This is a genomic window from Virgisporangium aliadipatigenens, assembly GCF_016863615.1.
Lineage (GTDB): Bacteria > Actinomycetota > Actinomycetes > Mycobacteriales > Micromonosporaceae > Virgisporangium > Virgisporangium aliadipatigenens.
The window spans coordinates 229,420-251,056 of the sequence record NZ_BOPF01000003.1 but is presented as its reverse complement, the minus strand read 5'-3'; the positions used below and the strand labels follow the sequence as shown (position 1 = coordinate 251,056).

Genomic DNA, 21,637 nt, shown 5'->3' with positions numbered 1-21,637 from the left:
CCGCACGCCACGCACGATTGACCGAATAGGCACAGACGGACGCCCGATGGACCATCACCAATGCGATTGATATTCACAAAGGCATTCACCGAGGTCAGGCAGATACGCGGTCCCTTCCGGCACGCTTGGCCGTGTAGAGCTGGCGGTCGGCCCGGTCGTACAGCGCAGCGCCGTCCATCCCCCGCGCGTACCTGGCCAGCCCGATGCTCAGCGTCACCCGCAGCCCCGGCCCGAACGCGTCCCAGTCCCGCGCCGCCAGCACCTCCCGGATCCGGGCGGCCACCCGGGCGGCGCCCGGCAGGTCCGTTCGCAGGAACATGGCGAACTCGTCGCCGCCGAGGCGCACCGCGCTGTCCTCGGCCCGGCAGTGCGCCAGCAGCGTGGCGGCCACCTCGCACAGCACCCGGTCGCCGACCTGGTGGGAGAAGCCGTCGTTGATCTCCTTGAACCGGTCCACGTCGATGAGCACCAGCACGTACGACTCGTCCAGCCCGGCGATGCGCCGGTCGAACTGCCGCCGGTTCCCCAGGCCGGTCAGCGGGTCCTGGGCGGCGACGCGCTGCGCCTCGGCCTGCGCGGCCTCGAGTTCGACGCGGCGGCGGGCCTGCTGCATCATCGCCCGCCGCTCCAGCCGCTGCCGCCACAGGTGCCGCGCCTGCCCGCGCAGCGCCGCGAGCACCGCGCGTTCGGCGGGCTCGTCGCCGTCGACCGCCAGCAGGGCCAGTTCGTAGCGGTAGGTGGTGCGCTCCCAGTCGCTGTCGGCCAGTTCCTCGGCGGCGACGAACTCCCGCCGCGCGGCCGCCCGGTCGCCGCGCGCACGCAGCACGAGCCCGTACGCGAGGTGCGCCTTGCGCGAGTCCATGTCGGTGGCGCCCGACCCGATCAGGGACACAGCCAGCTTCTCGGCCGCCGCGTGCCGGCCCACCTTGGCCAGCCCGACGGCGAGGTTCGCGGCGGCCAGGGGCGCGTCGGCGGCCTTCCCGCCCTCGTCGGCCAGCATGCTGTGCTCGGCGAGCCATCGCTCGGTCAGCTCCACGCTGCGGGCGAACATCCGTTCGGCCTCCTCGGCCTGCCCCACGTGCTCCAGCCCCAGCGCCCACTCCAGCAACAGTTCGGCGCGCTGCAGGGTGAGCGAGTTCGCCTGCCACGGCGACGCACGCAGCGCGCGGGCGCAGGCGTCGTCGGCCAGTTCGTACAGCTGGGCGCCCTGGGCCGCGCCGCAGACCGAGGAGAGCGCGGCACCGTAGCGCGGGTGCCCGGCGGGGGCCGCGTCGAGCAGCACCGTCGCCGCCGCCAGCCGGTACAGCCCCTCGTCGAGGCGGCCCAGCTTGACCAGGATCTCCGCCGTGTCGGCCAGCGCCTTCGCCTCGGCGACCCGCAGGCCGGCGCGGCGGTTGAGCTCCAGCACGGCGTCGCCGACGGCCAGCGCGTCGGGCAGGCGTTCCAGGCGCACCAGGGCGTACATGCGGCTCTGCAGCACCTGGCCGACGGCGCGGTCGTCGCCGAGGAACCGGGCGACCCGTTCGACCTCCTCGGACAGGCGCAGCGCCGCCGTCGCGTGGCCGCGGGACATGAGCGCGTACACGCGCAGGCCCAGGTGGTGCCAGGGCCCGAACGACGGGATCTGCGCGGGCAGCCGGTCCGGCGACACGTTCCGACATCGGCAGCCCGCGCGTGCCCATGAGTAGCCCTCAGGGAGCGAGGCGGTGCAGGTCCCGCGGGAAGAGGGCGGCGTGGCGGACGTTCGGCAGGCCGAGCGCCGCGGCGACGAACCGCTCCAGCCCGAACGCGAACCCGCCGTGCGGGGGCATGCCGTGGCGCATCGCGTCGAGGTAGGCGGCGTACGGGGTCAGGTCGGTCTCGCCGCGTTCGGCCAGGGCGCGCACGTAGTCGTCGTGGCGGTGCAGGCGCTGCGCGCCGCTGACCAGTTCGACGCCGCGGAAGATGAGGTCGAACGCGCGGGAGTGGCCGGGGCGCGCCGGGTCCGGATGGGTGTAGAACGCCCGGTGCGCCGTCGGGTAGCCCGTCACGTAGACGGCGTCGGTGCCGTGTTCGCGCCCGGCCCACTCGCCGATGCGCCGCTCGTCCGCCGGCGAGAGGTCCTCGCCCTCGGCCACGTCGGTGAAGTGCACGATGAGCGGCTCCGCGGGCACCCTCAGGTCGTTCGACGGAATGGCTTGAAGCATGGCGCGCAGGGCGAGGTGGCAGACGGCGATGACGTCCCGATGGTCCTCGATGAAGCCCAGCTCCGCGTCGAGCGAGACGTACGACGCGAGATGGCGTGCGGTGTCGCTCGGCTCGGCGCGGAAGACCGGGCCGACCTCGTAGACCCGCTCCAGCGCCCCGACCATGATCTGCTTGTAGAGCTGCGGCGACTGCGCGAGGTAGGCGGGGCGGCCGAAGTAGTCCAGCGCGAAGAGGTCGGCGCCGCTCTCGGTCGCCGCGCCGACGATCTTCGGGGTGTGGATCTCGACGAACCCCTGCCGCTCCAGCGCGCCGCGGAACGCGCCGACCGCCGCCGCCGCGACCCGCTGCACGTGGGCGCGCGTCGGGTGGCGCAGCGCGACGGGCGCGTGGTCGAGCAGCGTCGGCAGGCCCGCCCTCAGCTCGGGCCGGTAGAGGTCGAAGGGCGGCGCCGCCGCCGGGTCGCTCAGCGCCGTGATCGCGGGTTCGACGACCTCGACGCCGTGGGGCGCGGCCGGCCGCGCGATCACCTCACCCACCACCGACACCGGCGTCTCCTCGGGGAACGGCGTGAGCCTTCCGCCGTCGCGCACCACGATCTGCGCCAGCCCGTGGGCGTCCCGCAGGATCAGGAACGCCACGTCGCGCAGCACGCGCCGGCGGTGCACCCAGCCCATGAGTCTGATCTGCTGGCCGATGTGTTCGGGAAGCCGGTCCGACATCGTCCGTCGCACGGAGGTCACCTCCTCGGGTAGGTCCCTGAGGGGTGTGGGCGAGCGGGAGCCTCGCGGTGCCACCACACCTTCGCCGCGTCGCCACGGCCTCTTGTCCTGCGTGGCTCGGGAGTGTCTTCGCGCCGCGGCCGGAGTCCGCCTTCGCAGCTGCCGGCGGCTCTCTCCGACTCCGGTGGACGTGGCGCTACTCGTCTCCGTCGTCGCCTGCTGCCAGGCTATCGGCCGCCGCGAGTGCTTTTCCGGTGGTGGCAGCGGCCGGTGAAGACGCGCGCGAGCTGGTCGGCGAGCGCGTCGCGGGCGGCGTCGGCGGTGACCGTGTCGGGCTCGGTGTATGCGTGCAGGCGCAGCCCGTCGACGAGGGCGAGCAGCCGCTGGGCGGCGGCGTTCCCGTCGACGGCGGGCTCGACCTCGCCGCACTCCTTGCCGTTGTGCACGGCCTGGGCCAGCTGCGCCCGCACGTGCGCGTTGCTGCGCCCCAGTGCCTCGGCCAGCCGCGGGTTGTCGATCGCCCGCCCGGTGAACGCCAGCTCGACCCGGCACTCCCGTCGGCGACGCGCGTCCAGCGGAAGAAGTTCGGCCAGCGCGTCGCGCAGGATGTGCTCGATCCGCGCACCGGCCCGGTCGGCGCGTTCGACCTCGTCGTGCACCCGCCGCTCGATCCGCTCCCGGGCCAGCGTGAACGCGTGCAGCAGCATCTCGTCCTTGCTCGGGAAGTAGTGCTGCACCAGCCCCACGGAGATGCCGGCGGCGGCGGCCGTCCGCGCGACCGTGACCGCGTCGAAGCCGTCGGTCGCCACGAGCTGCGCGACCGCCTCGGCGACCTGGCGGCGGCGGGCGTCGTGATCGGCGGTGCGCGGCATTGCATAACCATACCGCGATACGGTATCAATGTTTGCCATACAGCCATACGGTTATGGGGGACGTGGCATGCGTGTCTGGATTCTGTTGGTGGCGCTGTGCTTTCCGTCGGCACTGCTGGCGATCGGTGCTCCGGCGCCGCCTCCCGGGACGGCCCTCGCGGTCGTGTCGCGCGACGCGGTGCTCCGTTCGGAGACGCACGGCGCGGGCGTCACGACGCAGACGCCCTTCCTGATCGGGTCGGTGTCGAAGCCGTTCACGGCGACGGCGGTGCTGCGACTGGTCGAGGCCGGGCGGCTGACGTTCGACGACCCGGTGCGCCGGCACCTGCCGTGGTTCCGGCTCGCCGACGAGGACGCGGCCGGGCGGGTCACCGTGCGGCACCTGCTCACCCACACCAGCGGGCTGGCGCAGTGGGCGATCCGCACCGACCGGTTCGACAACACGCCGGAGGGCCTCGCGCGTTCCGTCCGCGAACTGGCCACCGTCGCGCCGCAGGCGCCGCCCGGCACGACCCACCGGTACAGCGACGCCAACTACGCGGTGCTCGGCGCGATCGTGGAAGCGGTCTCCGGGCAGCCGTTCGGCGAGTACCTGCGCGATGCGGTGTTCGCGCCGCTGGGCATGGGACGCTCCGCGGCCACCGCGTCGGAGGCCTCCCGGATCGGCGTGCCGCCGGGCCATCGCTACCTGTTCGGCCGGACCCGGGCGTTCGACCGCGGCTACGACCAGTCCGGCGCGCCGTTCGGCTACGTCGCCTCCACCCTCGACGACCTGGTCCGCTTCGCGCAGGCGAACCTCACCGCGGCCGGCCTCGCCGAGCTGCACACCGGCCGGGTCGACACCGGCGGCGGTGGGCGCTACGGCCTCGGCTGGCGGGAGGGGACGCTCGACGGCACCCGCATCGTGTGGCACGCCGGCGCCACTCCCGGATCGTTCGCCCAGGTGATCCTGATGCCCGAGCGCGGCCGCGCGGTCGTCTACCTCGCGAACGCCTACAGCCCGGCCCTCGACGGCGCGCTCGCCGCGCGGGCGTTCGCGCTCGCTCGGGACGCTGCGGCGCCGGCCCTCGCACCGGATCCGCTGCTGCGCTGGTCGCTCGGCGCGGCGGTGCTCATCGCGGCGCTGCTGCTGGTCGGCGTCGCCCGGGCGGCGGTCCTCGTCGCGCGGCCGCGCGGGCGGGCGCGCACCGCGGCGTGGTGGGTGCTCGGATGCGCGGTACTGATCGGCGCGGTCACGCTCGGGGTGCCCGCCGCAATGGGAGCGGACCTGCGGATGGCGCTGCTGTGGACGCCCGACCTCGGTGCGGCGCTGGTGGCGGTGGCGGTCCTGGCGGGGGTGGTGGCGCTGCTCCGGGCGGTCGCGGCGACCCGACTCATCCGCTCGCGCGAGAGGTGATCACTGCCAGAGGGGGTCGGGCCAGTCCAGGAGCGTCGCCAGTTCCCGGTCGCTTCGGTCGAACGTCTTCTCCAGCGCGTGCCTCGCCTCAGGAGGCATGGGCGCGGGGTCGGCCCGGCGGGTGTGCCTGACGTAGGCGGGCGTGTGCCGTTCCAGCCCCAGGAAGTCGAGCAGTCCGTGGTAGCCGGCCGCGAGGTCGGCGGTGCGCAGGACGTGGAGCCGTTCCCGGGGGACGTGCGCGTACCAGCGGCGCAGCTGCTCGGCGTACCGGCCGCGGGCCGCGTACGAGAAGGCGCGCCGGGCGCGGTCGTCGCCACGGGAGAGGCGTTCCTCCTCGGCGGCGAGCGCGTCCACGAAGGAGAGCGGCTCCAGCCCGTACGCGCGGCTGTGCAGGTAATGCGACCAGGCGCGCTCGACGGGGTCGCGCAGCACCGCCACGAAGCGCGTGTGCGGGAGCGCCGCCGCGGCCCGTTCGGGTGCCAGCGGGTGGAAGAGGTAGTACGGGGTGGCCTCGAAGGAGACTGCCCCGCGCGGGAAGTGGCCGCGGTACCAGCGTTCGCCGCGGGCGTAGTGCAGCGTCAGGTACTGCAGCTCCTTGCCGGTGGCCGGCGTCACCGACGGGTGCTCGGAGAGCCAGCGGTGCAACGACGTGGTGCCGCAGCGCTGCGCCCCGATGATGACGAACGCCGGCAGGTCCCCCGGTGGCCCGATGTAGGCCCGCGCGCCGCGCACCGCCCGGCGCAGCCCGTCGACGGCGCGGCGCCTCACGCGGCCGCCTTCCGCCGCAGGACCGCCCGCAGCGTTTCCTTGTCCTCTGTGGACAGTCGCAGGCCGAGCACGACCGCCGTGTACACCGCCCCGATGACGACCAGCCGCAGCAGCACGGGCAGCGGCGACAGCGGGAGCGCGACCGCGAACGAGACGGCGCCCGCGAGGAGGCCCTTGAGGAGTCCGGGCGTCACGGGAAGGACGCCGACGAGCCGCCGCACCTGCAGCACACGGGCGACGTTGACCACCACGAGCGAGGCGCTCCACGCGACGGCCGCCCCGACGATGCCGTGCGCGGGGATCAGCCACACGTTGAGGACGACGTTCAGGGCCAGCGCGGCCGCGTTGTCGAGGAGGTTGAGCGTGACCCGTCCGGACATGTTCAGCAGCGTGCCGCAGGGGCCGGTGGCGGCGTTGACGAGCTGACCGGCCGCCAGGATGACGGTGACCGCCGCGCCGGCCGGGTACGCCGGCCCGAAGAGCGCGAGCAGGTCGCCGGGCAGCACGAGCAGGGCCACGAACGCCGGCACCGACAGCCGCACCACCCATCCCGTCGCCGCCTTGTACAGCCGCCGCACGCCGTCGAACTCGCCCCGGTGGTGCAGGTCGGCGATGGCCGGCGCGAAGGCGGCGTTCACCGGGGCGAGCACGAACACGGCGAGCGTGACCAGCCGGGTCGCCACGTGGTACACGCCGACGTCCGGATCGTCGAACGCCCCGAGCAGCAGCGTGTCGAGCCACAGGAGTCCGGTGGTGGCGAGGGAGGCCGCCCAGCTGGCCGTCGAGAAGCCGAAGAGCCGGCGCAGCTGCGGGCGGGGTGGGGCCGCTTCGACCGTTCCCACGCGGCGGTGGAGCGCGAGGATGGACAACGCGGCAGCGGCCCACGCGGCGACGACCAGCGACCAGAACGCGCCCGCCAGCCCGAGGCCGCAGGCGAGGGCGAGCGCGGTGAGCGCCAGCCGGGCCAACGGCTCGAAGCCCTGCCCGATGAACGCCGACGGCCGCTGCGTGCGCCACCCCCGCGTCGCGGCGAGCGCGGCCTCGCCGAGCGCGGACGCCGGCAGCGTCAGCGCGACCAGCCGCAGCCCGGTGGTGAGCCCGTCGTCGTGCAGCGCGGCGGCCAGGAACGGCGCAGCGAGCGCCAGCGCGCCGCCCACGAGCACGGCGGCACCCGCGCACACCGACAGTCCGATGTGGACGGTGCCGCGCAGCGCACCCGGGTCGCCGTCGGCGAGGTCGACCGCGACGAACCGGGTGAGCCCGGCCCGCAACCCGGACAGCGCGAGGAGGTTGAGCAGGGCCAGCACGGCGTAGCACTGCGCGTAGCGCCCCACGTCGGCCGCGCCTAGCACCCGCGCCAGCAACAGCATCGTGCCGAACAGGGCGGCCTGGTTGACCACCGCGCCGGCGAGGTTGAGCACGCCGCCGCGCGCCACCCCGGAAATCATCGCCGGCGCGCGGCTCGCCACTCCAGCCCCATCACCAGAAGAACGGCCAGCAACAGCCCGGCGCCGGCGGCGGCCGGAAGCGTCCTCAGCAGATCCTTGCCGCGCGACACCGGCCCGACCGCACCGATCGTCGCGACCTTCTCGGGATCGGCCGCGGCCTGCTGCGCCCGCGCCGCCTGCAGCGTCTCGCGGGCCCGCGACAGGGTGCCGGTGGCGGCGTCGCGCGCGAGCACCAGCGCCTGGTAGTCCGGCAGCTTCGGGCCCAGCTCGTCGAGGCGCCGCTGCGCCGCGTCGATCGCCGCCTGCGCTGCGCGGGCGCCGGTCTGGTTGCCGACGGCCTGCATCGACAGCAGTTGCTGGCGCAGCGACGCCATCTCGTTGAGGGTCGCCTGGTACTGCTTGTCCGGCTGGGACACCCGGTTGGCCGTCTCCCACACCGTGATGGCCTTCGTCGCGGCGTCCACATCGGACTGTGCCGCGTCGACCTGCCCGCTGGCGATCGTCACCTGCGACGAGAAGAGGAACGTCAACGCGCGCTTGGTCGCCTCGCGCAGCACCGGCGCGACGGTGTCCCGCTTCGTGGTGGTGTACGTGACGGTGAGCTGGCTGCTCGCGCCGACCTGTTCGACGGCGAGCCCGTCGCGGAGGGTGCCGGCCGGCACGCCGGTCTCCTTCGACACGCCGTCGATGACGACCGGCGCGGTGACGGCCGCGCTGAAGCCGGCGACGAACTGGTTCACCGCCTGGGTGCCGGTCAACGGCAGCGCGGGTGCGGCCACATAGGCGGTCGCGGTGTAACGCTGCGCCGCGGCGAGCCCGACGGCGGCGGTCCCGGCGACGGCCAGCAGCGGGATGCCGAGCACGATCCACCAGCGTCTACGCGCTGAGCGCAGGTACTCCATTATTTCCACTGCTCTCTGTCTCTGTCTTCTCTTCGTCGGTGCGGCGCACGGCCGACGCCAGCGCGGCGAAGGCGATGAAGTACCACATGGTGACCACATTGGACACGACGTTCGAGACGGCGCTGACCGCCACGAACGCGACCGCGCAACCGGCGAAGCCGACCGCGATCCCGCGCGCGAACGTGCCCGGCGGCGCCCTGCGCAGCGCCCGGGACGCAGTATGCAGGCAGGCGGCCAGCATCGCCAGATACGCCAGCAGCCCGAGCACGCCCGTCTCGACGTACGCGCGCAGCACGTCGTTGTGCGGCCGCTTCGCCTCGTCCGTCTCCCGCTGCGTCACGTTGGGGCCGATGCCGGTGACCGGGTTGCGATCGGCCAACCCCACGATCTCGGACCAGTAGTCGAGCCGCCAGGCCATGGTGTTACCGGTCGGGTCGCCGCCCGTGGTGCGCGCGTCGCCGAGCTGCGCGAAGCGGTCGGAGACGGCCGGCAGCAGCAGCACCGTCCCGAGCGCCGCCACGACCAGCACGCCCACCAGCGCGGCACTGCGGTGCAGCAGCGCCACGACCAGCAGTCCGAGCGCGGTGCCGATGATGGCGCTGCGGGTGTTCGTGGCGGCGAGGAACACCAGCGACAGTCCGATGAGGACGGTCAGCGCCGACTTCCACCGTTTCGGGGCGAACCGGTGGATCCCGCAGCCGAACACCACAAGAAACATCAGGTACCGGCCGAACGTCGTCGACTGCGTGAACGGGCCGCTGATCCGGGTGAAGCTGCCCTTCACCTCCGACGGCGGGTGGCCGGTCAGCGTCAGCACCGCCGTGTACGTGAGCGCCAGCGCGAGGCCCGCGTAGCAGGCGATCAGCACCCGCGCGGTCGTCCCGCGCTCCGGCAGCAGCTGTTCCAGCACCACGAACATCGTCACCACGGTGAGGATGCGCAGCACCTCCGGCAGGCTCGCCGCGGGGAACGTGGAGCCGAGCGCGCTCACGCCGGCCGTGGCCGCCACGAGCAGCAGGGCGACCCCGAGCGGCGAGCCCTTGAGTCGTTTGTGGGAGTGCAGCCGCGCCGCGAGCCACAGCCCCGCCGTCACGAGGAACAGCACGGCCAGCAGGGTCGTGGCGCCGGTGAGGCGTTCGCCGCCCTTGAACAGGTCCACCATGACCCGCACGCCGAGCATCAGCAGCACGTACGCGCGGAACCGGGTCAGGGCCAGCAGCCCCGCCCCGCAGAGGAAGCCGACGACGAACGGGCTCACGACACCAGGTCTAGGTAGAGGTGCTCCAGCTCCCGGGTGACGTCGTCCCAGTGGTAGTGCGCCATCACGCGGTCACGGTAGTCGAAGACGCCCTCGCTCTCGCCCATGGTGTCGGCGAGCGCGGTCGAGAGCACCCGCACCAGATCCTCCTCGTCCCCGTCCCGGAACATCCGCCGCCCGAGTCCGTCGCGCACCAGCACCTCGCGGTGCGGCGGGATGTCGCTCGCCACCACCGGCAGCCCGTAGGAGACCGCCTCGAGCAGCGTCAGCGGCAGACCCTCCACATGGGACGGTTGCACGAACAGGGCGGCGTTGGAGTACAGCTCGGCGAGCACGTCGCCGTATGCGTAGCCGGTGAGGACGATGCGCGGGTCGCCGTCGGCCAGCCGCTGCAACTCGGCGACGAACTCGTCGGTGTACGAGGAGCCGCCCACGATCGCCAGCTTGTACCGGTCGTTGTCGACCCGGCGGAACGCCCGGATCAGCAGGTCCGCGGACTTCTCCGGCACGAGGCGGCCGACCAGGAGGGCGTAGCGGCCGGGCAGCAGCCCGAAGCGCTCGGAGATCTCGCCGGGCGGCAGGTGCTTGGGCTCGTTGACGCCGTTCGGCAGGTAGCGGGTGAGGCTGCCGAAGCGCTGGTCGTAGTGCGCGGCCAACCATTGGGAGACCGCCACGCGGGCGTGCGGGACCCGGCCGCTCATCCGGTAGGCGAGGCCCAGGACCGACTGGGCGCCCCTCCCCCACTTGGCGCGCTGGTTGTCGAGGCCGTGCACGGTCTGCACGATGCGCGCCCGGGACAGCACCCGGGGCAGCGGCGCGACGAGTCCCGGCCCGAGGCCGTGGTAGTGCACGATGTCCGGTCGGGCACCGACGGCCAGCATGGTCGACAGGCCACTGTGGACGATCGCGTCGAGGTGCTTGCTGGAGACGGTGCGCACCGGGCGCAGCCGTACCGGGCCGAGGTCGCGGGCGCCGTCGGCGGCCTCGGCGCCGTAGTTGGTGCGGCAGTAGACGGTCACGTCGTGGCCGAGTGCGACCAGCCGCGTCGAGATCTCCTCGACGTGGCGTTCGATGCCGCCGTGCGTGGCGGGCACACCCTTCTGGCCGATCATGGCGATCCTCAGCGGCCGCCACCCGGTGCGCTGTGCCACGCTCCGCCTCCCCTGACCGGCTGCTTCGCCGGGTCGCGGCAATCTAGCACCGTCACTTTTGTGCATCGATACCTGACTGTCTTGATAGGGCTGGTCAGTAGGTTTTCAGTAGGCTCCGTCGCCGGTGAGCACGGCGGCCGGTGTGCGGAGCAGGATCCGCGCGTCGAGCGCGAACGACCGCTGCTCCACGTACAGCAGGTCGAGCCGCACGGCCTCGTCCCACGGCAGGTCGGAACGGCCGCTGACCTGCCAGAGGCCGGTCATCCCGGGGCGCACGTCCAGCCGGCGGTACATGGCCGGCGGATACTGTGCGACCTCTGTGGACAGTGCCGGCCGGGGGCCGACCAGGGACATGTGTCCCAGGAGGACATTCACCAGTTGCGGCAGCTCGTCGAGGGACCAGCGGCGCAGCAACCGGCCGGCCCGGGTCACCCGCGGGTCCTGGCGCAGCTTGAAGAGGACCGACGAGCCGACGTGCGGCATGACCCGCCGGTCCGCGTCCACGCACATCGTGCGGAACTTGAGGATCCGGAACGGGACGCCGTGCCGCCCGACCCGGGTCTGCCGGTACAGGACCGGGCCGCCGCCGTCGAAGAGGACGGCCAGGGCGCACAGCAGCAGGACCGGGCCGAGCACGAGGATGAGGACGGCGGCGAGGCACCGTTCCAGGGGTGACTTCAGGCCGCGGTAGATCATGCCAGGATCAATTCGCGCAGGCGGGCGTCGAGGGCCGGTGCGTCCAGGCCGCCGGTGAAGCCGCGGAGCAACGCGCCGCCGGGCGCCACGAGCGCGATCGCCGGGGGTTCGCGCACCGCGTAGGACTCCCACACCGCGCGGGTGCGATCGACCGCCACCGGGTAGTCGACGCGATGCGCCCTCAGGTAGTCCTGCAGGTCGGTGTCCTTGTCCTCGGCGGCGACGCCGACGAAGAGCACCCGGTCCGCGTAGCCGCGGGCCAGTTCGCTCAGGGCGTCCTGCCGGGCGGCGCACTGGGTGCACCACGAACTGAAGAAGACCAGCACCACGGGACGTTGCGCCCACAGGTCCGCGACGTTCAGCACGGAGCCGTCGGTGAGCGGAAGAAGAACGGCCGGCGCCGCCACCGCGCCCGACGGGGTGGGCCGCAGCGACAGTCCACTCGGGACAGGCCCGGGAAGCGCGTCCTTCCCGCCGATCGGCGGCGGCGGCTTCGGATCGGCCGCGCAGCCCGCCAGGAGGAGCAGCGCGACGAGCCACGCGAGGCGTTTCACGGCACCACCGCCACGAGGTTGCCGGCGTCCTTCTTCAGGTCGATCGGCGCCTTCCCCTCGACCACCAGCCGGTAGGCGGCCCGGTCGGCGACCTCCACCGGCACCGCGAACTCGCAGTACGTCGGCACCTTCTCGACCCCGAGGTCCTCCTCGAAGGTGCCGACCGACCGGCCCGGCGGCAGCTCGCCCGACGCGAGCCGCTTCCCCGCGCCGTCGAGCACCGTGAAGGCGGACCTGTTGTGGACGTGCTGGTAGGGACCGGTGCCGGCGCAGTCGACGCCCTCGGCGCGCAGATTGATGTCGCGCACCAGGAGCCGCACCGTCAGCTTCGACGTGTCCTCCCCCGAACACCCCGCGGCGGCTCCGCAGACCAGAGCCGCCGCGAGGGTCAGGGTTAGGACTTCTCGACCCGGCACTGCTTGGTGACCGTCTTCGACGGGTCGCTCTCCGACGTGGCCGTCACGTTCACCACGCCGGTGCTCGCCGCCGACTGGCTCGCTCCCACCGAGACCCGCACCGTCGTCGACTTGCCGAACTCGGCGGTCGCGAGGGCGTTGGGCACCTGGGTGCGCCAGCCCTGACCGTCCACAGTGGCCGAGAGGCGGTACACGTCGGACCTGGTGTAGGCGTTGACGTTCTCCGGGTGCTGCTGGCCGCCGGCCGACCAGGTGCCGGTGTTGGTCAGCTCGAACGAGCAGGTCACCCCGCGCTGCGTGGGCCGGCTGTTGGGGGTGCTGACCGCGCCGTCGCCGAGCGCGACGCCGTGCGCGCTGGGACCGCCGGTCCCGTCGAGGGACTTCACCGCGACCGTGTAGGAGAGCACGCCGGCCGCGTCCCGCTTCAGGTCGATGATGTAGAACTTCAGCCGGTTCGCCTCGTCGACGTACTCGTACTCGCTGCCGGACTGCGCACCGGCGTGGAACAGGGCGTCGGACAGCTGGCGGTAATCGCCCATGGTGATCTTCTGCGGGGTGCCGTTCGGCTGGTAGAAGTCCACCATGTCGATGTCCTGCGGATTGGCGTCGACCACCCAGACGAACGGGGCGTTGTCGGCGTTCTTCGTCTTGCTGATCAGCACGCCCTGGTCGGGAGTGAACGAGTCCGCGCCCATCCGGTCGACCACCTCGACCGTGTAGTTGTTGTAGTTGCCGCCGTCGCAGAGCACCTCGGTGTTGACGTCGCAGCGCGGCGAACGGTCGCGGTTCATGGCGATGTTGATGCCGGTGATGCCGTTCGGCCCGGCGTCCACGGCCCGCGCCGTCACCTTCGCGACGACCATGCCCGAGGAGGCCAGCGCCTCACGCGACAGGCGCAGGATGTTCTCCTCGCCGAGCAGGCCGATCTTCGCCTTGTCCCGCACCATGTGCAGCGAACCCATCGAGGCGCCGTTGACCGGCGGGATCTGCCAGCGGCTGTGCGGGCCGCCCGGCCCGTTGAACGTGCCCCGCGACATCATGCTCCAAATGCCGCTGTAGGCGCGTCTCAGTGGCGTTCCATAGGGATTGTTGTAGTTGTCGCCGATGTTGAGCAGGTGCGTCAGCTCGTGCGCGTAGGTCGACTGGCCGCTCGACTCGGCCTGGGTCGAGGAGCCGCCGCCGGCGTTCGGCCAGATCGACGCCGCCGCCTTCCAGGACGTCCAGGGCACGTAGCGGGTCGCCGACCAGTTGGGCAGCGCCGGGTCCGGCGGCCCCCAGGCGTCGGGGACGTCCTCCTTGTTCTGGAACATCATCTGGCCGAACTCCTGCCACGTGCCGGACTCGTCCTGACCGGCGCCGAGGATGAAGACCAGTTCGAAGGAGTTGGCGACGTCGTCGCCGACCGCGGCCCGCCAGGCACCGAGCCCGTCGGTGCGGATGTTCTTCGAGCACTGCTCACCGGTGGGGCACGCCCCCGGGTTGAACCCGCTGTCGATGCCGTACTGGTAGGACTTCGACGGCATCTGGTACGGGCCGAACCCGGTCAGGTCCACGCCGTAGCGGCCGTTGGAGTCCTGCATCCAGTACTCGTGCAGGGTGTGCCCGCGGTTGAGCCCGATCGGCTTGTTGAGGAAGTCCTGGTAGAACTGCGCCACGTTGGCGCGCGGGATGTTCGCCGCGGTCGCCTGCGGGTTGCCGAACACCGTCGAGCGCGCCGGCTGGGTCACCACGAACGGCTGATCCGGGTAGTCGAGCGTCACCAGGGCGATGCGGAAGTTGCGCACCGATCCGCGAACGGTCGGGTCGGCCCAGTTCTTGCCGGGGACCGGGACCCAGTCGTCCCAGGTCATCGTGTCGGGGTTCGCCCAGTTCTGCGGATCCAGGATCTCGAACGGCCCGGTGCCGCCCGCAGGGTTGCCGGGAGCCGCCGACACGGCGCTCGCACCGGAGACCACCACGGCGGTGGCGACCAACGCGACGAAGGCCGGACGCCATCGCCTTCTGGTGCTCAACATCGAGACCCACCTCCCCAAAGGTTGGGGCGAATCTATGGGCGTCGACGCCTGGGGTCACCGTGCAGATGTCGGTAACTCGATGTTGCACGTTCTACACATGCAGGAGTGCCCGGGCGACGGCGGCCGTCACCGCGGCCCGGTCGTGCGCCGGCAGCGCGGCACGGGGCGGTCGGGACGGCCCGCCGTAGCGCTCCGCCAGTTCCATCGAGAACTTGACCGCCTGGACCGACCCCGAACAGCGCAGCAACGGGTGGAGGTCGGAGTAGAGCGGCAGTGCGGCGGAGACGTCCCGGCTCGCGCAGCGCGCGTAGACGTCCACGCCCAGGCGGGGAAAGGCGTTGGGCAGCGCGGCCAGCCAGCCGGTGGCACCGCAGACCACCGCCTCCAGCAGCATGTCGTCGGCGCCGGCGACCAGGTCCAGGTGCGGGCACAGGTCGCGGAGGCGGTGCAGGTCGGCGCCGATCGTCGTGACGGCCGCGATCCCCTGCGTCTCGGCGATGCGGGCCAGCAGGTCCGGGGGCAACTCGACCAGGGTCGACGGGTCGTTGTGCACCACGACCGGCAGCCCCACGGCCGCGACGGCCCGGTAGTGCGCCACCACCTCGGCGTCGCTCGCCCGGTAGGGGTGCGGCGGCGGCGCCAGGACGGCCCGCGCGCCCGCGTCGGCGGCCTGCGCGGCCCAGAACGTCGCCTGCCTGCTGCCGTATCCGCCGGCGCCCGCGACGACGGCGCACCCGGCCGGCGCCGCCTCGACCGTCGCGCGCACCACGTCGGCCCGCTCGGCGTCGCTGAGATTCTGGTACTCGCCCAGCGGGCCGCAAGGGCTCACCGCGTCGCAGCCGGCCGCCGCAAGCCACCCGACGTGCTCCTGCAGCCGGTCCAGGTCGAGCGAGAGATCGGCGCGGAACGGCGTCGGCAGCGCCACCACGACCCCTTGCCAGGCGTTCATCCGCGCAACGGTAGGAAGGGCTAACCCTTGCGGTCTTCCGACACCTGCCGAAATACCCGTCGATACGTGCGAAGGTTTCCGACGATAGATGGAGGGCGATATGCAGGCGAAGTTGCAACGTATCGTCGACACCGTCGCCGCGCGCGTCGGGCGGCCCGCGTTGATCGAGGACCGGCGCCAGCGCGTGGTCGTCTACTCCGAGCACACCGGCGTCATCGACGAGGTGCGCCGCACGTCGATCCTGCGCCGGCACACCACCCCGGACGTCATCGCGTGGTTCCGCGACGTCGGCATCAACAAGGCCCGCGAGCCCGTGCGCACCCCGGCGTGCGAGGCGCTCGAGCTGCTCCCCCGGGTCTGCGTGCCGATCTGGCACCAGGACCTGTTGCTGGGCTTCGTCTGGTTCATCGACGCCGACGAGGACATGACCGACGCCGACATCGCCATCGTCACCGAGGCCACCGGGGACCTCTCCCTCGCCCTCTACCGGGAAAACCTTCTGGGGGAACTGGCGTCGCAGCGCGAGGCCGAGGCCGCCCGCACGCTTCTGGTGGACCGTGCGGAGACCCGCGACACGGCGGTGCGTTCGCTGCTGGCCGACGGGGTGGTGGCCGGCGACGGGCCGACCGTGGCGCTCGTCGCGCACCTCGTGCCGCCGCGCGGGCACGCGCTCGACGAGGTGGCCCGCATCGCCCTGGAACAGGCGCTCGTCAGCACCCGCCGCTGGGTCGGCATCCGCGAGGCGCTGCACCTGGTACGGCACGACCACGGGGTGCTGCTGACGTTCGGCGGGCGCTTCGCCGGGCGGCCGTCCGTGACGCGCGTGGCCACCCATCTGAGCGAGGCGCTGCAGGCGTCCACGCGGCGACTGTCCTCTGTGGCCAGAGCCGTCGTCGGGGTGGGACAGACCCGGGCCGGCCTCGCCGACGCCATCGAGTCCTACGACGAGGCGCTGCAGTCGGCGCGGGTCGGCGTGCAGCTGCCGGCGCTGGGGCCGGTGGTCTCCTGGGCCAACCTGGGGATCTACCGCGTACTGTCCAGAATGGACGGTCAGCAGCTCGCCGGGGTGCACCCCGGCCTCGAGCGCCTGCTGCGCGACGACTCCAACCAGGTGCTGCTCGAGACCCTGGAGGCATACCTCGACCTGGCCGGGAACGCCCACGCGACGGCCGAGCAGCTCCGCCTGCACCGCACGACGCTCTACTACCGGCTGCAGCGGGTGGAGCAGCTGGCCGAGACCGACCTCAAGGACGGCAACGAACGCCTCTGCCTGCACCTGGCGCTGAAACTCCACCGCCTGCGGGGTTAGTTCCTGCCCAGCGGTCCCGTGAGATAGGCCTGGATCACCGGGGCGCACACGCCGATCAGGACCTCCCGGTCGAGGCTGGCGACCGGTTCGACGCGGAAGACGTAACGCGACACCGCGATGCCCATCAGGTGCGCGGCCGTGATGCCGGCCCGCACGTCGCCGTCGGGCCCCAGATGCGGCGCGACCTCGGCCAGCAGCCGCGCGCCGATGAGGGTGCGCAGGCGCTCGGCGGCGCGTTCGGAGGTGACGGCGGAACGCACCACCGCCAGCAGCGGGCCGGCCATCGCCGGGTCCTCCCAGACGGCCAGGTAGGCGCGCAGGACGCGCTCGCCGAGGCCGTCGGGGTGGCCGGTCAGGGCGCGGACCATGAGCTCGGCCATCTCCTCCGGCACCTCCAGCGCGGCGGCGAAGAGGTCGTCCTTGCTGCCGTAGAAGTGGCGGATCAGGCCCGGGTCGACGCCCGCGGCCGCCGCGATGGTGCGCAACGACGCGCCGCCGTATCCCTTGTCGGCGAACTGCTCGCGCGCGGCCGCCAGGATCGCCGCGCGCGTGCCGCTCCCGCCCGGTCGCCGCCCCGCCTGTGTCACGGCCCCGACGGTAGCGCAGTTCACCGACTGTTGACTTCTACACGTGTGGAATTCTATGGTGGCGAGGAACTCTACAGTCGTGGAATTAGGGGGCACCCCGTGGGGACATCCAGCCCGTGGCGGCGGGTGGCGGCGACCGTCGCCCTGCTCACCGCCGTCATCAGCGTGCTGCTGACCGCGTTCGCGTGGCCGGTGGTGCGCTCCTCGGTGCACGACGTGCCGATCGCACTGGCCGGACCGGCGGCCGCCACCGACCGGGTCGCGGCCGCGCTGGAGCAGCGGCAGCCGGGGGCGTTCGACGTGGTGCGGGTGCCGGACACCGCCGCGGCCGAACGCGCGGTCCGCGATCGCGAGGTGTACGGCGCGATCGACCTCAGTACCGGCGCGCCCCAGGTGATCATCGCGTCGGCCGGCAGCCCGGTCGTCGCGCAGGCGTTGCAAGGGGTCGCCGCCGGGCTGGGCGGGCAGGCCGGCGGCGTACCGGTGCGGGACCTCGCGCCGCTGCCCTCCGACGACCCGCGCGGGGCGGGACTGGGCGCCGCCGCGCTGCCGCTCGTGATCGGTGGGCTGCTCGCCGCGTTCCTCATCACGAGCCGGGTGCGCGGCACCGCGCGTCGGGTGGTCGGGGCGCTCGCGTTCGCCGTGACCGGTGGGCTGGCGATGGCGGCGCTGATGCAGTTCTGGCTCGGGTCGATCGACGGGAACTACCTGGCCAACGCCGGGGTGATCGCGCTGTCGGTGGCCGCCACCGCGCTGACCCTGCTCGGCCTGGAGTCCCTGCTCGGGACGGCCGGGCTCGGCATCGGCGCGGCGCTCATGATGCTCGTCGGCAACCCGCTGTCGGGGGCCACCTCCGCGCCGCAGATGCTGCCCGGCCGGTCGGGCGACCTGGGACAGCTCCTCCCGCCGGGGGCCTCGGGGGCGCTGCTGCGCTCGACGGCGTTCTTCGACGGGCACGCCGCGAACGGCCCGCTGGCCGTGCTGCTGGTGTGGTCGGCCGTCGGCGTGGTGCTGTGCGTCGCCGGGGGATTCCGCGCGCGGCGCGCGGGTGCGGCTACCGACGCCCCACCTGACACGGCGCCGGTGTCGCCGAGCCCTGCGCCGGCCTGACCCGGGCGCGTCCGGCGGCGCGGGGTCACTGCATCGCGGTGGCGTGCGGATGGTCGAAGGATTCGGGGCACCGGAAGACGAACAGGTCGTAGCCCCGGCCGATGACCACCCTGGTCGGATTCGACCCGGCGCCCGCCGGCTCCTCGATCGGGCGCCAGGTGCCGCCGGTGCCGTTCCACTCGAACGAGGCCACCGTGAGCAGCAGCGTCATCGAGGTGCCGCACTCCTTGCACGTGACCGCGTACCAGTCGGTCAGACCCCAGTGCGCGAAGCCGCCCACCTTCCAGCCGGGCGCGAGCGACAGGTCGGCGTGGTACCGGAGGCCGCTCTCCTTCTCCCAGGCCCGGATCCGGGCGTCGAGGCCGTCCGGCAGCATGCCGTCGTTGCGGTGTTCGAGGATCCGCTCCGGGTGAACGGCGCACGGGACGGGCAGGTAGCTGTCGTTGACCACCGGCGGCTCGGGCACCTCGGTCAGCACGGGGCCGAGGTCCGCGACGCGGCGCCAGTACAGCCGGATCCGTGGGCAGTACTGGTCCTCCGGATGGTCCAGCGGGCACCACAGCACCTGGAGCAGGTCCGTGCCGTCGGGCCCGGCGAAGTCGGGGATGTCCCGCCGGTACAGCTGTGCCACGGGAACGTACGGGATCGGCTGCTCCAGGAGGCCGTGCGGCTCGGAGAAGGTGGGATCGGGCAGCTGTGCGCGTTCCTCGGCGGTGGGGGCGTAGCGGGTGCCCGTCGCGTCCGCCCTGGCCTGCGCGGCCGCGTAGATCCGGCGCATGCGGCGGACCGTCGACGGGGTCAGGACGCGGTGCGCGTAATGGAGGTCGCCCTCCTCGCAGTGCGGCCACGGCTCGTCGGCCGGCCAGCGCAGCGGTCCCCCGATCGAACTGTCGGCGGCCGTCGGCGCGCCCGGCCGGGGATGCAGCCGGGTCGCCGTCGCCGAGTGCTCCCGCAGCTCGGGAAAGACGGCCGTGATGTCGAACGGGCGCGGCGGCGTCGTACGGCTCATGACGCGGGATCGTAGGTGGGCCGTACGACAGAAACGACTGCCGGCCGGGCGCCAACTACCAGGCTATGGACCGCTCCCACATCCGCACGTACGCCTCCGCGCCGGACATCAGCTGTTGGCGCAGCTGTGCGCCGTCGGCGCCGGCCTGCCCGATGAGGTCGGTGGTCCAGTCGGCGAACAGGCCGTACTGCGCGGCGCCGTCGGTGTTGACGTCGAACGTGCGGGTGCCGAAGACCTGCCGGTTCACCGTGGTGCCGTTCGGGGCGGTGAACGGGTAGACGAGCGGGTTCGCGGCGGCGTCCGGGCGCGGGTTGGCCTGGTCGCCGAGGCCGTTCACGTCGGTGCCGTAGCCGTAGCCGGTGATCGCGTTGCCGTGCGGGGCCGCCCGGTTGGTGCGCCACTCGGCCAGGAACTCCGGGACCGAGTGCGCGTACGAGGCGACGAACCCGCCGACCGTCAGGATCCGGTCGACCATCGTCGGGTCGGACCAGCTGTGCACCGACGTGACGCCCGGGTAGTTGGCCGCGGCGGCCATGTCCAGCACGGCCTGCGCGGTCTTCACGCTCATGTGGTCGACGTGGATGATCATGCCGCGTTCCATCATCCGCTGGACCAGATGGCGGCCGAGACCGGTCAGTCCGCGGGTGTTGCAGATCTTGCCGCTCGGGTAGACCGGCAGCACCGCGCCGGGCGGCAGGTTGACGACGCCGAAGCTCAGCAGCCGGACCAGATCGTCGCTGACGAGCGGCTGCTCGTTGTCGGACGGCCCGGTGCAACTGGTCGCCGTCCACCAGTGCCCGGTCGAGAGCAGGTTGCCCAGGTTGACGAACGCCCCCGTGAGGCCCGAGTCGAAGCGCGTGCCGCCGAAGGCGTTGTCGAACTTGTGCACCGGGTACAGGCCGGAGACGCCGAGCGCCTGCAGTTCGTCGAGGCCGGCGTCGATCTGGGCCGTGGTGCACTGCGGAACGTCGTTCACCTCGCGGCAGCCGAAGATCTCCGAGTTCTCCACGCCGACGGTGACCGCCAGCTTGCCCTGGGCCGCGATCGCACGCACCTGCGCGGGTGTCGTGGCGATGCGGAACCAGCCCTTGCCGGCGCCGCCGTTCTGCGCGTCGATGTAGTCCTGCATCGAGTACAGGTAGCGCGCCTGGACCCGGATCTGGTCCATCTCGTCGCAGGAGGTGTCCCGGTACGGGAAGAGTTCGCAGATCGCGCGGTTGGCCACCAGCAGCGCGTTGAGGACCCGCTGGCCGGCCCGCCAGGAACGTTCGATACCCCGGTAGTAGGACTGCTCGTGCAGCAGCGAGTTGTGCTGCGGCCAGTCGCCGAACGTGGGCCAGCCGTCCTCGGGCGAGTTGATCGCGTCGGTGCCGCCGACGATCGCCTCGAACAGCGCGCCGACGTTGAGGCTGCGGTGCGTGTCGCAGCCCGCGAGCGCCACCTGCACGCCGCCGGAGGCCCACGCCTCGCCGCAGTGCATCCGGCCACCGAACGCGGCCGCGGCGGTGACGTGCGCGTGCGCGTCCACCGTTCCCACGAGTCTGCCCTGGTTGTCGACGCCCGGCGCGGCGGTACCGGTGACACCCGGATCGATGTCCGGCGGGGTGAAACAGCCCGTGGCCGTCGCGAGCGCGACGGTGTACGCGGACCCGGCGCCACCGAGCCGCCCCAGGAACGAGCCCATGGTCTGGCCGGTGGCCGTCGCCGTGAACCGGTACCGGTCGCCGACCCGCGCCACGGTGAAGTCGGCGCGGTCGCCGTAGGAGTCGCCGGCGAAGATGAACCCGATGACGCTCTGGTAGGCGGGCCTGCCGTCCGGGCCGAGCACCTCGTAGCGGCCCAGCTGCGTGGCCTCCAGCCGGAACGGCGTCGCGCCCGAGCCGGCGAAGCGGTATCCGGCGCCGTCGCGGACCGCGTAACCGAGGTCGCTGGAACCGTTGTGGACGCGCAGGGTCGCGCAGGTGCCGTCGAGGGCGTCGGCGGCGACCGTGACCGGTGCGGCCGAGGCGGCCGGAACGGCGACGAGCACGGGAAGGGCGACGGCGGCGACCGCGAACGCGGCCAGGCGGGTGCGGGGCGACAGGGACATGGCGGGGGTGCCCCCTCATGCGTGCCGGATCGCCTGATCCGGCGGCCGGTGGAGTCTCCACAGAGTCAGCCAGGCATCGGCGCATGTCAACCGCTGGTGCCCGGCTCCGGCAGGTTCCCGGAAGTGGTCCATACCAGGTCGTTGACAAACATCAATGTCTAGCCGTTTCCTTATAAAAAGGTCCACGTCGATTGACAGCCCG

The 21,637-nt window shown here is 72.8% G+C and carries 19 protein-coding genes; 3 read left to right on the top strand and 16 right to left on the bottom strand.

Translation table 11 applies throughout. The features are described 5' to 3' along the window. Positions 1-94: 94 nt before the first annotated feature. The 3 genes from Val02_RS05350 to Val02_RS05340 form a co-directional block, all read right to left on the bottom strand. The gene (locus Val02_RS05350) at positions 95-1,651 is read right to left on the bottom strand and encodes a GGDEF domain-containing protein (protein ID WP_203897754.1); all 1,557 of its coding nucleotides are present in this window, start codon (positions 1,649-1,651) and stop codon (positions 95-97) included. Between the two features lie 40 nt (positions 1,652-1,691). Then, positions 1,692-2,918: an amino acid--tRNA ligase-related protein gene (locus tag Val02_RS05345; RefSeq protein WP_203897753.1), complete on the bottom strand. Its 1,227-nt coding sequence runs from the start codon at positions 2,916-2,918 to the stop codon at positions 1,692-1,694. Positions 2,919-3,133: 215 nt separating this feature from the next. Further along, positions 3,134-3,778 (bottom strand): TetR/AcrR family transcriptional regulator, encoded by a 645-nt coding sequence (locus Val02_RS05340; protein ID WP_203897752.1) that lies wholly within the window; start codon positions 3,776-3,778, stop codon positions 3,134-3,136. A 67-nt stretch (positions 3,779-3,845) separates the two neighbouring features. Here Val02_RS05340 and Val02_RS05335 point away from each other — a divergent pair, with 67 nt between their 5' ends. Beyond that, on the top strand, positions 3,846-5,174 hold the full coding sequence (locus Val02_RS05335; protein ID WP_203897751.1) for a serine hydrolase domain-containing protein: 1,329 nt from the start codon (positions 3,846-3,848) through the stop codon (positions 5,172-5,174). On the opposite strand, the gene Val02_RS05330 is transcribed toward Val02_RS05335, so the two are convergent. The 10 genes from Val02_RS05330 to Val02_RS05285 all read right to left on the bottom strand — a co-directional run bounded on the left by Val02_RS05330 (position 5,175) and on the right by Val02_RS05285 (position 15,331). Beyond that, complete coding sequence (locus Val02_RS05330; protein WP_203897750.1) at positions 5,175-5,942, bottom strand: sulfotransferase family protein; 768 nt, start codon at positions 5,940-5,942, stop codon at positions 5,175-5,177. Then, complete coding sequence (locus Val02_RS05325; RefSeq protein ID WP_203897749.1) at positions 5,939-7,411, bottom strand: oligosaccharide flippase family protein; 1,473 nt, start codon at positions 7,409-7,411, stop codon at positions 5,939-5,941. Before Val02_RS05325 ends, Val02_RS05330 begins: the two co-directional genes overlap by 4 nt. Beyond that, positions 7,387-8,292: a Wzz/FepE/Etk N-terminal domain-containing protein gene (locus Val02_RS05320; RefSeq protein WP_203897748.1), complete on the bottom strand. Its 906-nt coding sequence runs from the start codon at positions 8,290-8,292 to the stop codon at positions 7,387-7,389. Before Val02_RS05320 ends, Val02_RS05325 begins: the two co-directional genes overlap by 25 nt. Beyond that, a complete protein-coding gene (locus Val02_RS05315) occupies positions 8,267-9,550 on the bottom strand; it encodes an O-antigen ligase family protein (protein WP_203897747.1) in 1,284 nt (427 codons plus the stop codon). The genes Val02_RS05320 and Val02_RS05315 overlap by 26 nt, the downstream gene beginning before the upstream one ends. Then, positions 9,547-10,701, bottom strand: coding sequence for a glycosyltransferase family 4 protein (locus Val02_RS05310; protein ID WP_203897746.1), 1,155 nt, complete (start codon positions 10,699-10,701; stop codon positions 9,547-9,549). Before Val02_RS05310 ends, Val02_RS05315 begins: the two co-directional genes overlap by 4 nt. A 105-nt stretch (positions 10,702-10,806) precedes the next feature. Next, positions 10,807-11,397: a sugar transferase gene (locus Val02_RS05305; RefSeq protein ID WP_203897745.1), complete on the bottom strand. Its 591-nt coding sequence runs from the start codon at positions 11,395-11,397 to the stop codon at positions 10,807-10,809. After that, entirely contained in the window at positions 11,394-11,951 is a 558-nt protein-coding gene (locus Val02_RS05300) for a TlpA family protein disulfide reductase (RefSeq protein WP_203897744.1), read from the bottom strand. Before Val02_RS05300 ends, Val02_RS05305 begins: the two co-directional genes overlap by 4 nt. Then, positions 11,948-12,367, bottom strand: coding sequence for a hypothetical protein (locus Val02_RS05295; protein WP_203897743.1), 420 nt, complete (start codon positions 12,365-12,367; stop codon positions 11,948-11,950). The genes Val02_RS05300 and Val02_RS05295 overlap by 4 nt, the downstream gene beginning before the upstream one ends. After that, positions 12,346-14,382 (bottom strand): M6 family metalloprotease domain-containing protein, encoded by a 2,037-nt coding sequence (locus tag Val02_RS05290; protein WP_203897742.1) that lies wholly within the window; start codon positions 14,380-14,382, stop codon positions 12,346-12,348. Before Val02_RS05290 ends, Val02_RS05295 begins: the two co-directional genes overlap by 22 nt. Before the next feature lie 91 nt (positions 14,383-14,473). After that, complete coding sequence (locus Val02_RS05285) at positions 14,474-15,331, bottom strand: dihydrodipicolinate synthase family protein (protein ID WP_203897741.1); 858 nt, start codon at positions 15,329-15,331, stop codon at positions 14,474-14,476. 88 nt (positions 15,332-15,419) lie between these two features. On the opposite strand from Val02_RS05285, the gene Val02_RS05280 reads away from it, so the two are divergent. Beyond that, complete coding sequence (locus tag Val02_RS05280; protein ID WP_203897740.1) at positions 15,420-16,640, top strand: PucR family transcriptional regulator; 1,221 nt, start codon at positions 15,420-15,422, stop codon at positions 16,638-16,640. Here the strand turns inward: Val02_RS05280 and Val02_RS05275 are convergent. Next, entirely contained in the window at positions 16,637-17,227 is a 591-nt protein-coding gene (locus tag Val02_RS05275) for a TetR/AcrR family transcriptional regulator (RefSeq protein ID WP_203897739.1), read from the bottom strand. The genes Val02_RS05280 and Val02_RS05275 overlap by 4 nt on opposite strands. 99 nt (positions 17,228-17,326) lie before the next feature. On the opposite strand from Val02_RS05275, the gene Val02_RS05270 reads away from it, so the two are divergent. Continuing rightward, entirely contained in the window at positions 17,327-18,337 is a 1,011-nt protein-coding gene (locus Val02_RS05270) for a hypothetical protein (protein WP_203897738.1), read from the top strand. A gap of 25 nt (positions 18,338-18,362) precedes the next feature. Here the strand turns inward: Val02_RS05270 and Val02_RS05265 are convergent, their stop codons facing one another. After that, entirely contained in the window at positions 18,363-19,346 is a 984-nt protein-coding gene (locus Val02_RS05265) for a hypothetical protein (protein ID WP_203897737.1), read from the bottom strand. A gap of 55 nt (positions 19,347-19,401) precedes the next feature. Then, entirely contained in the window at positions 19,402-21,435 is a 2,034-nt protein-coding gene (locus Val02_RS05260) for a membrane dipeptidase (RefSeq protein WP_203897736.1), read from the bottom strand. Positions 21,436-21,637: the final 202 nt, after the last annotated feature.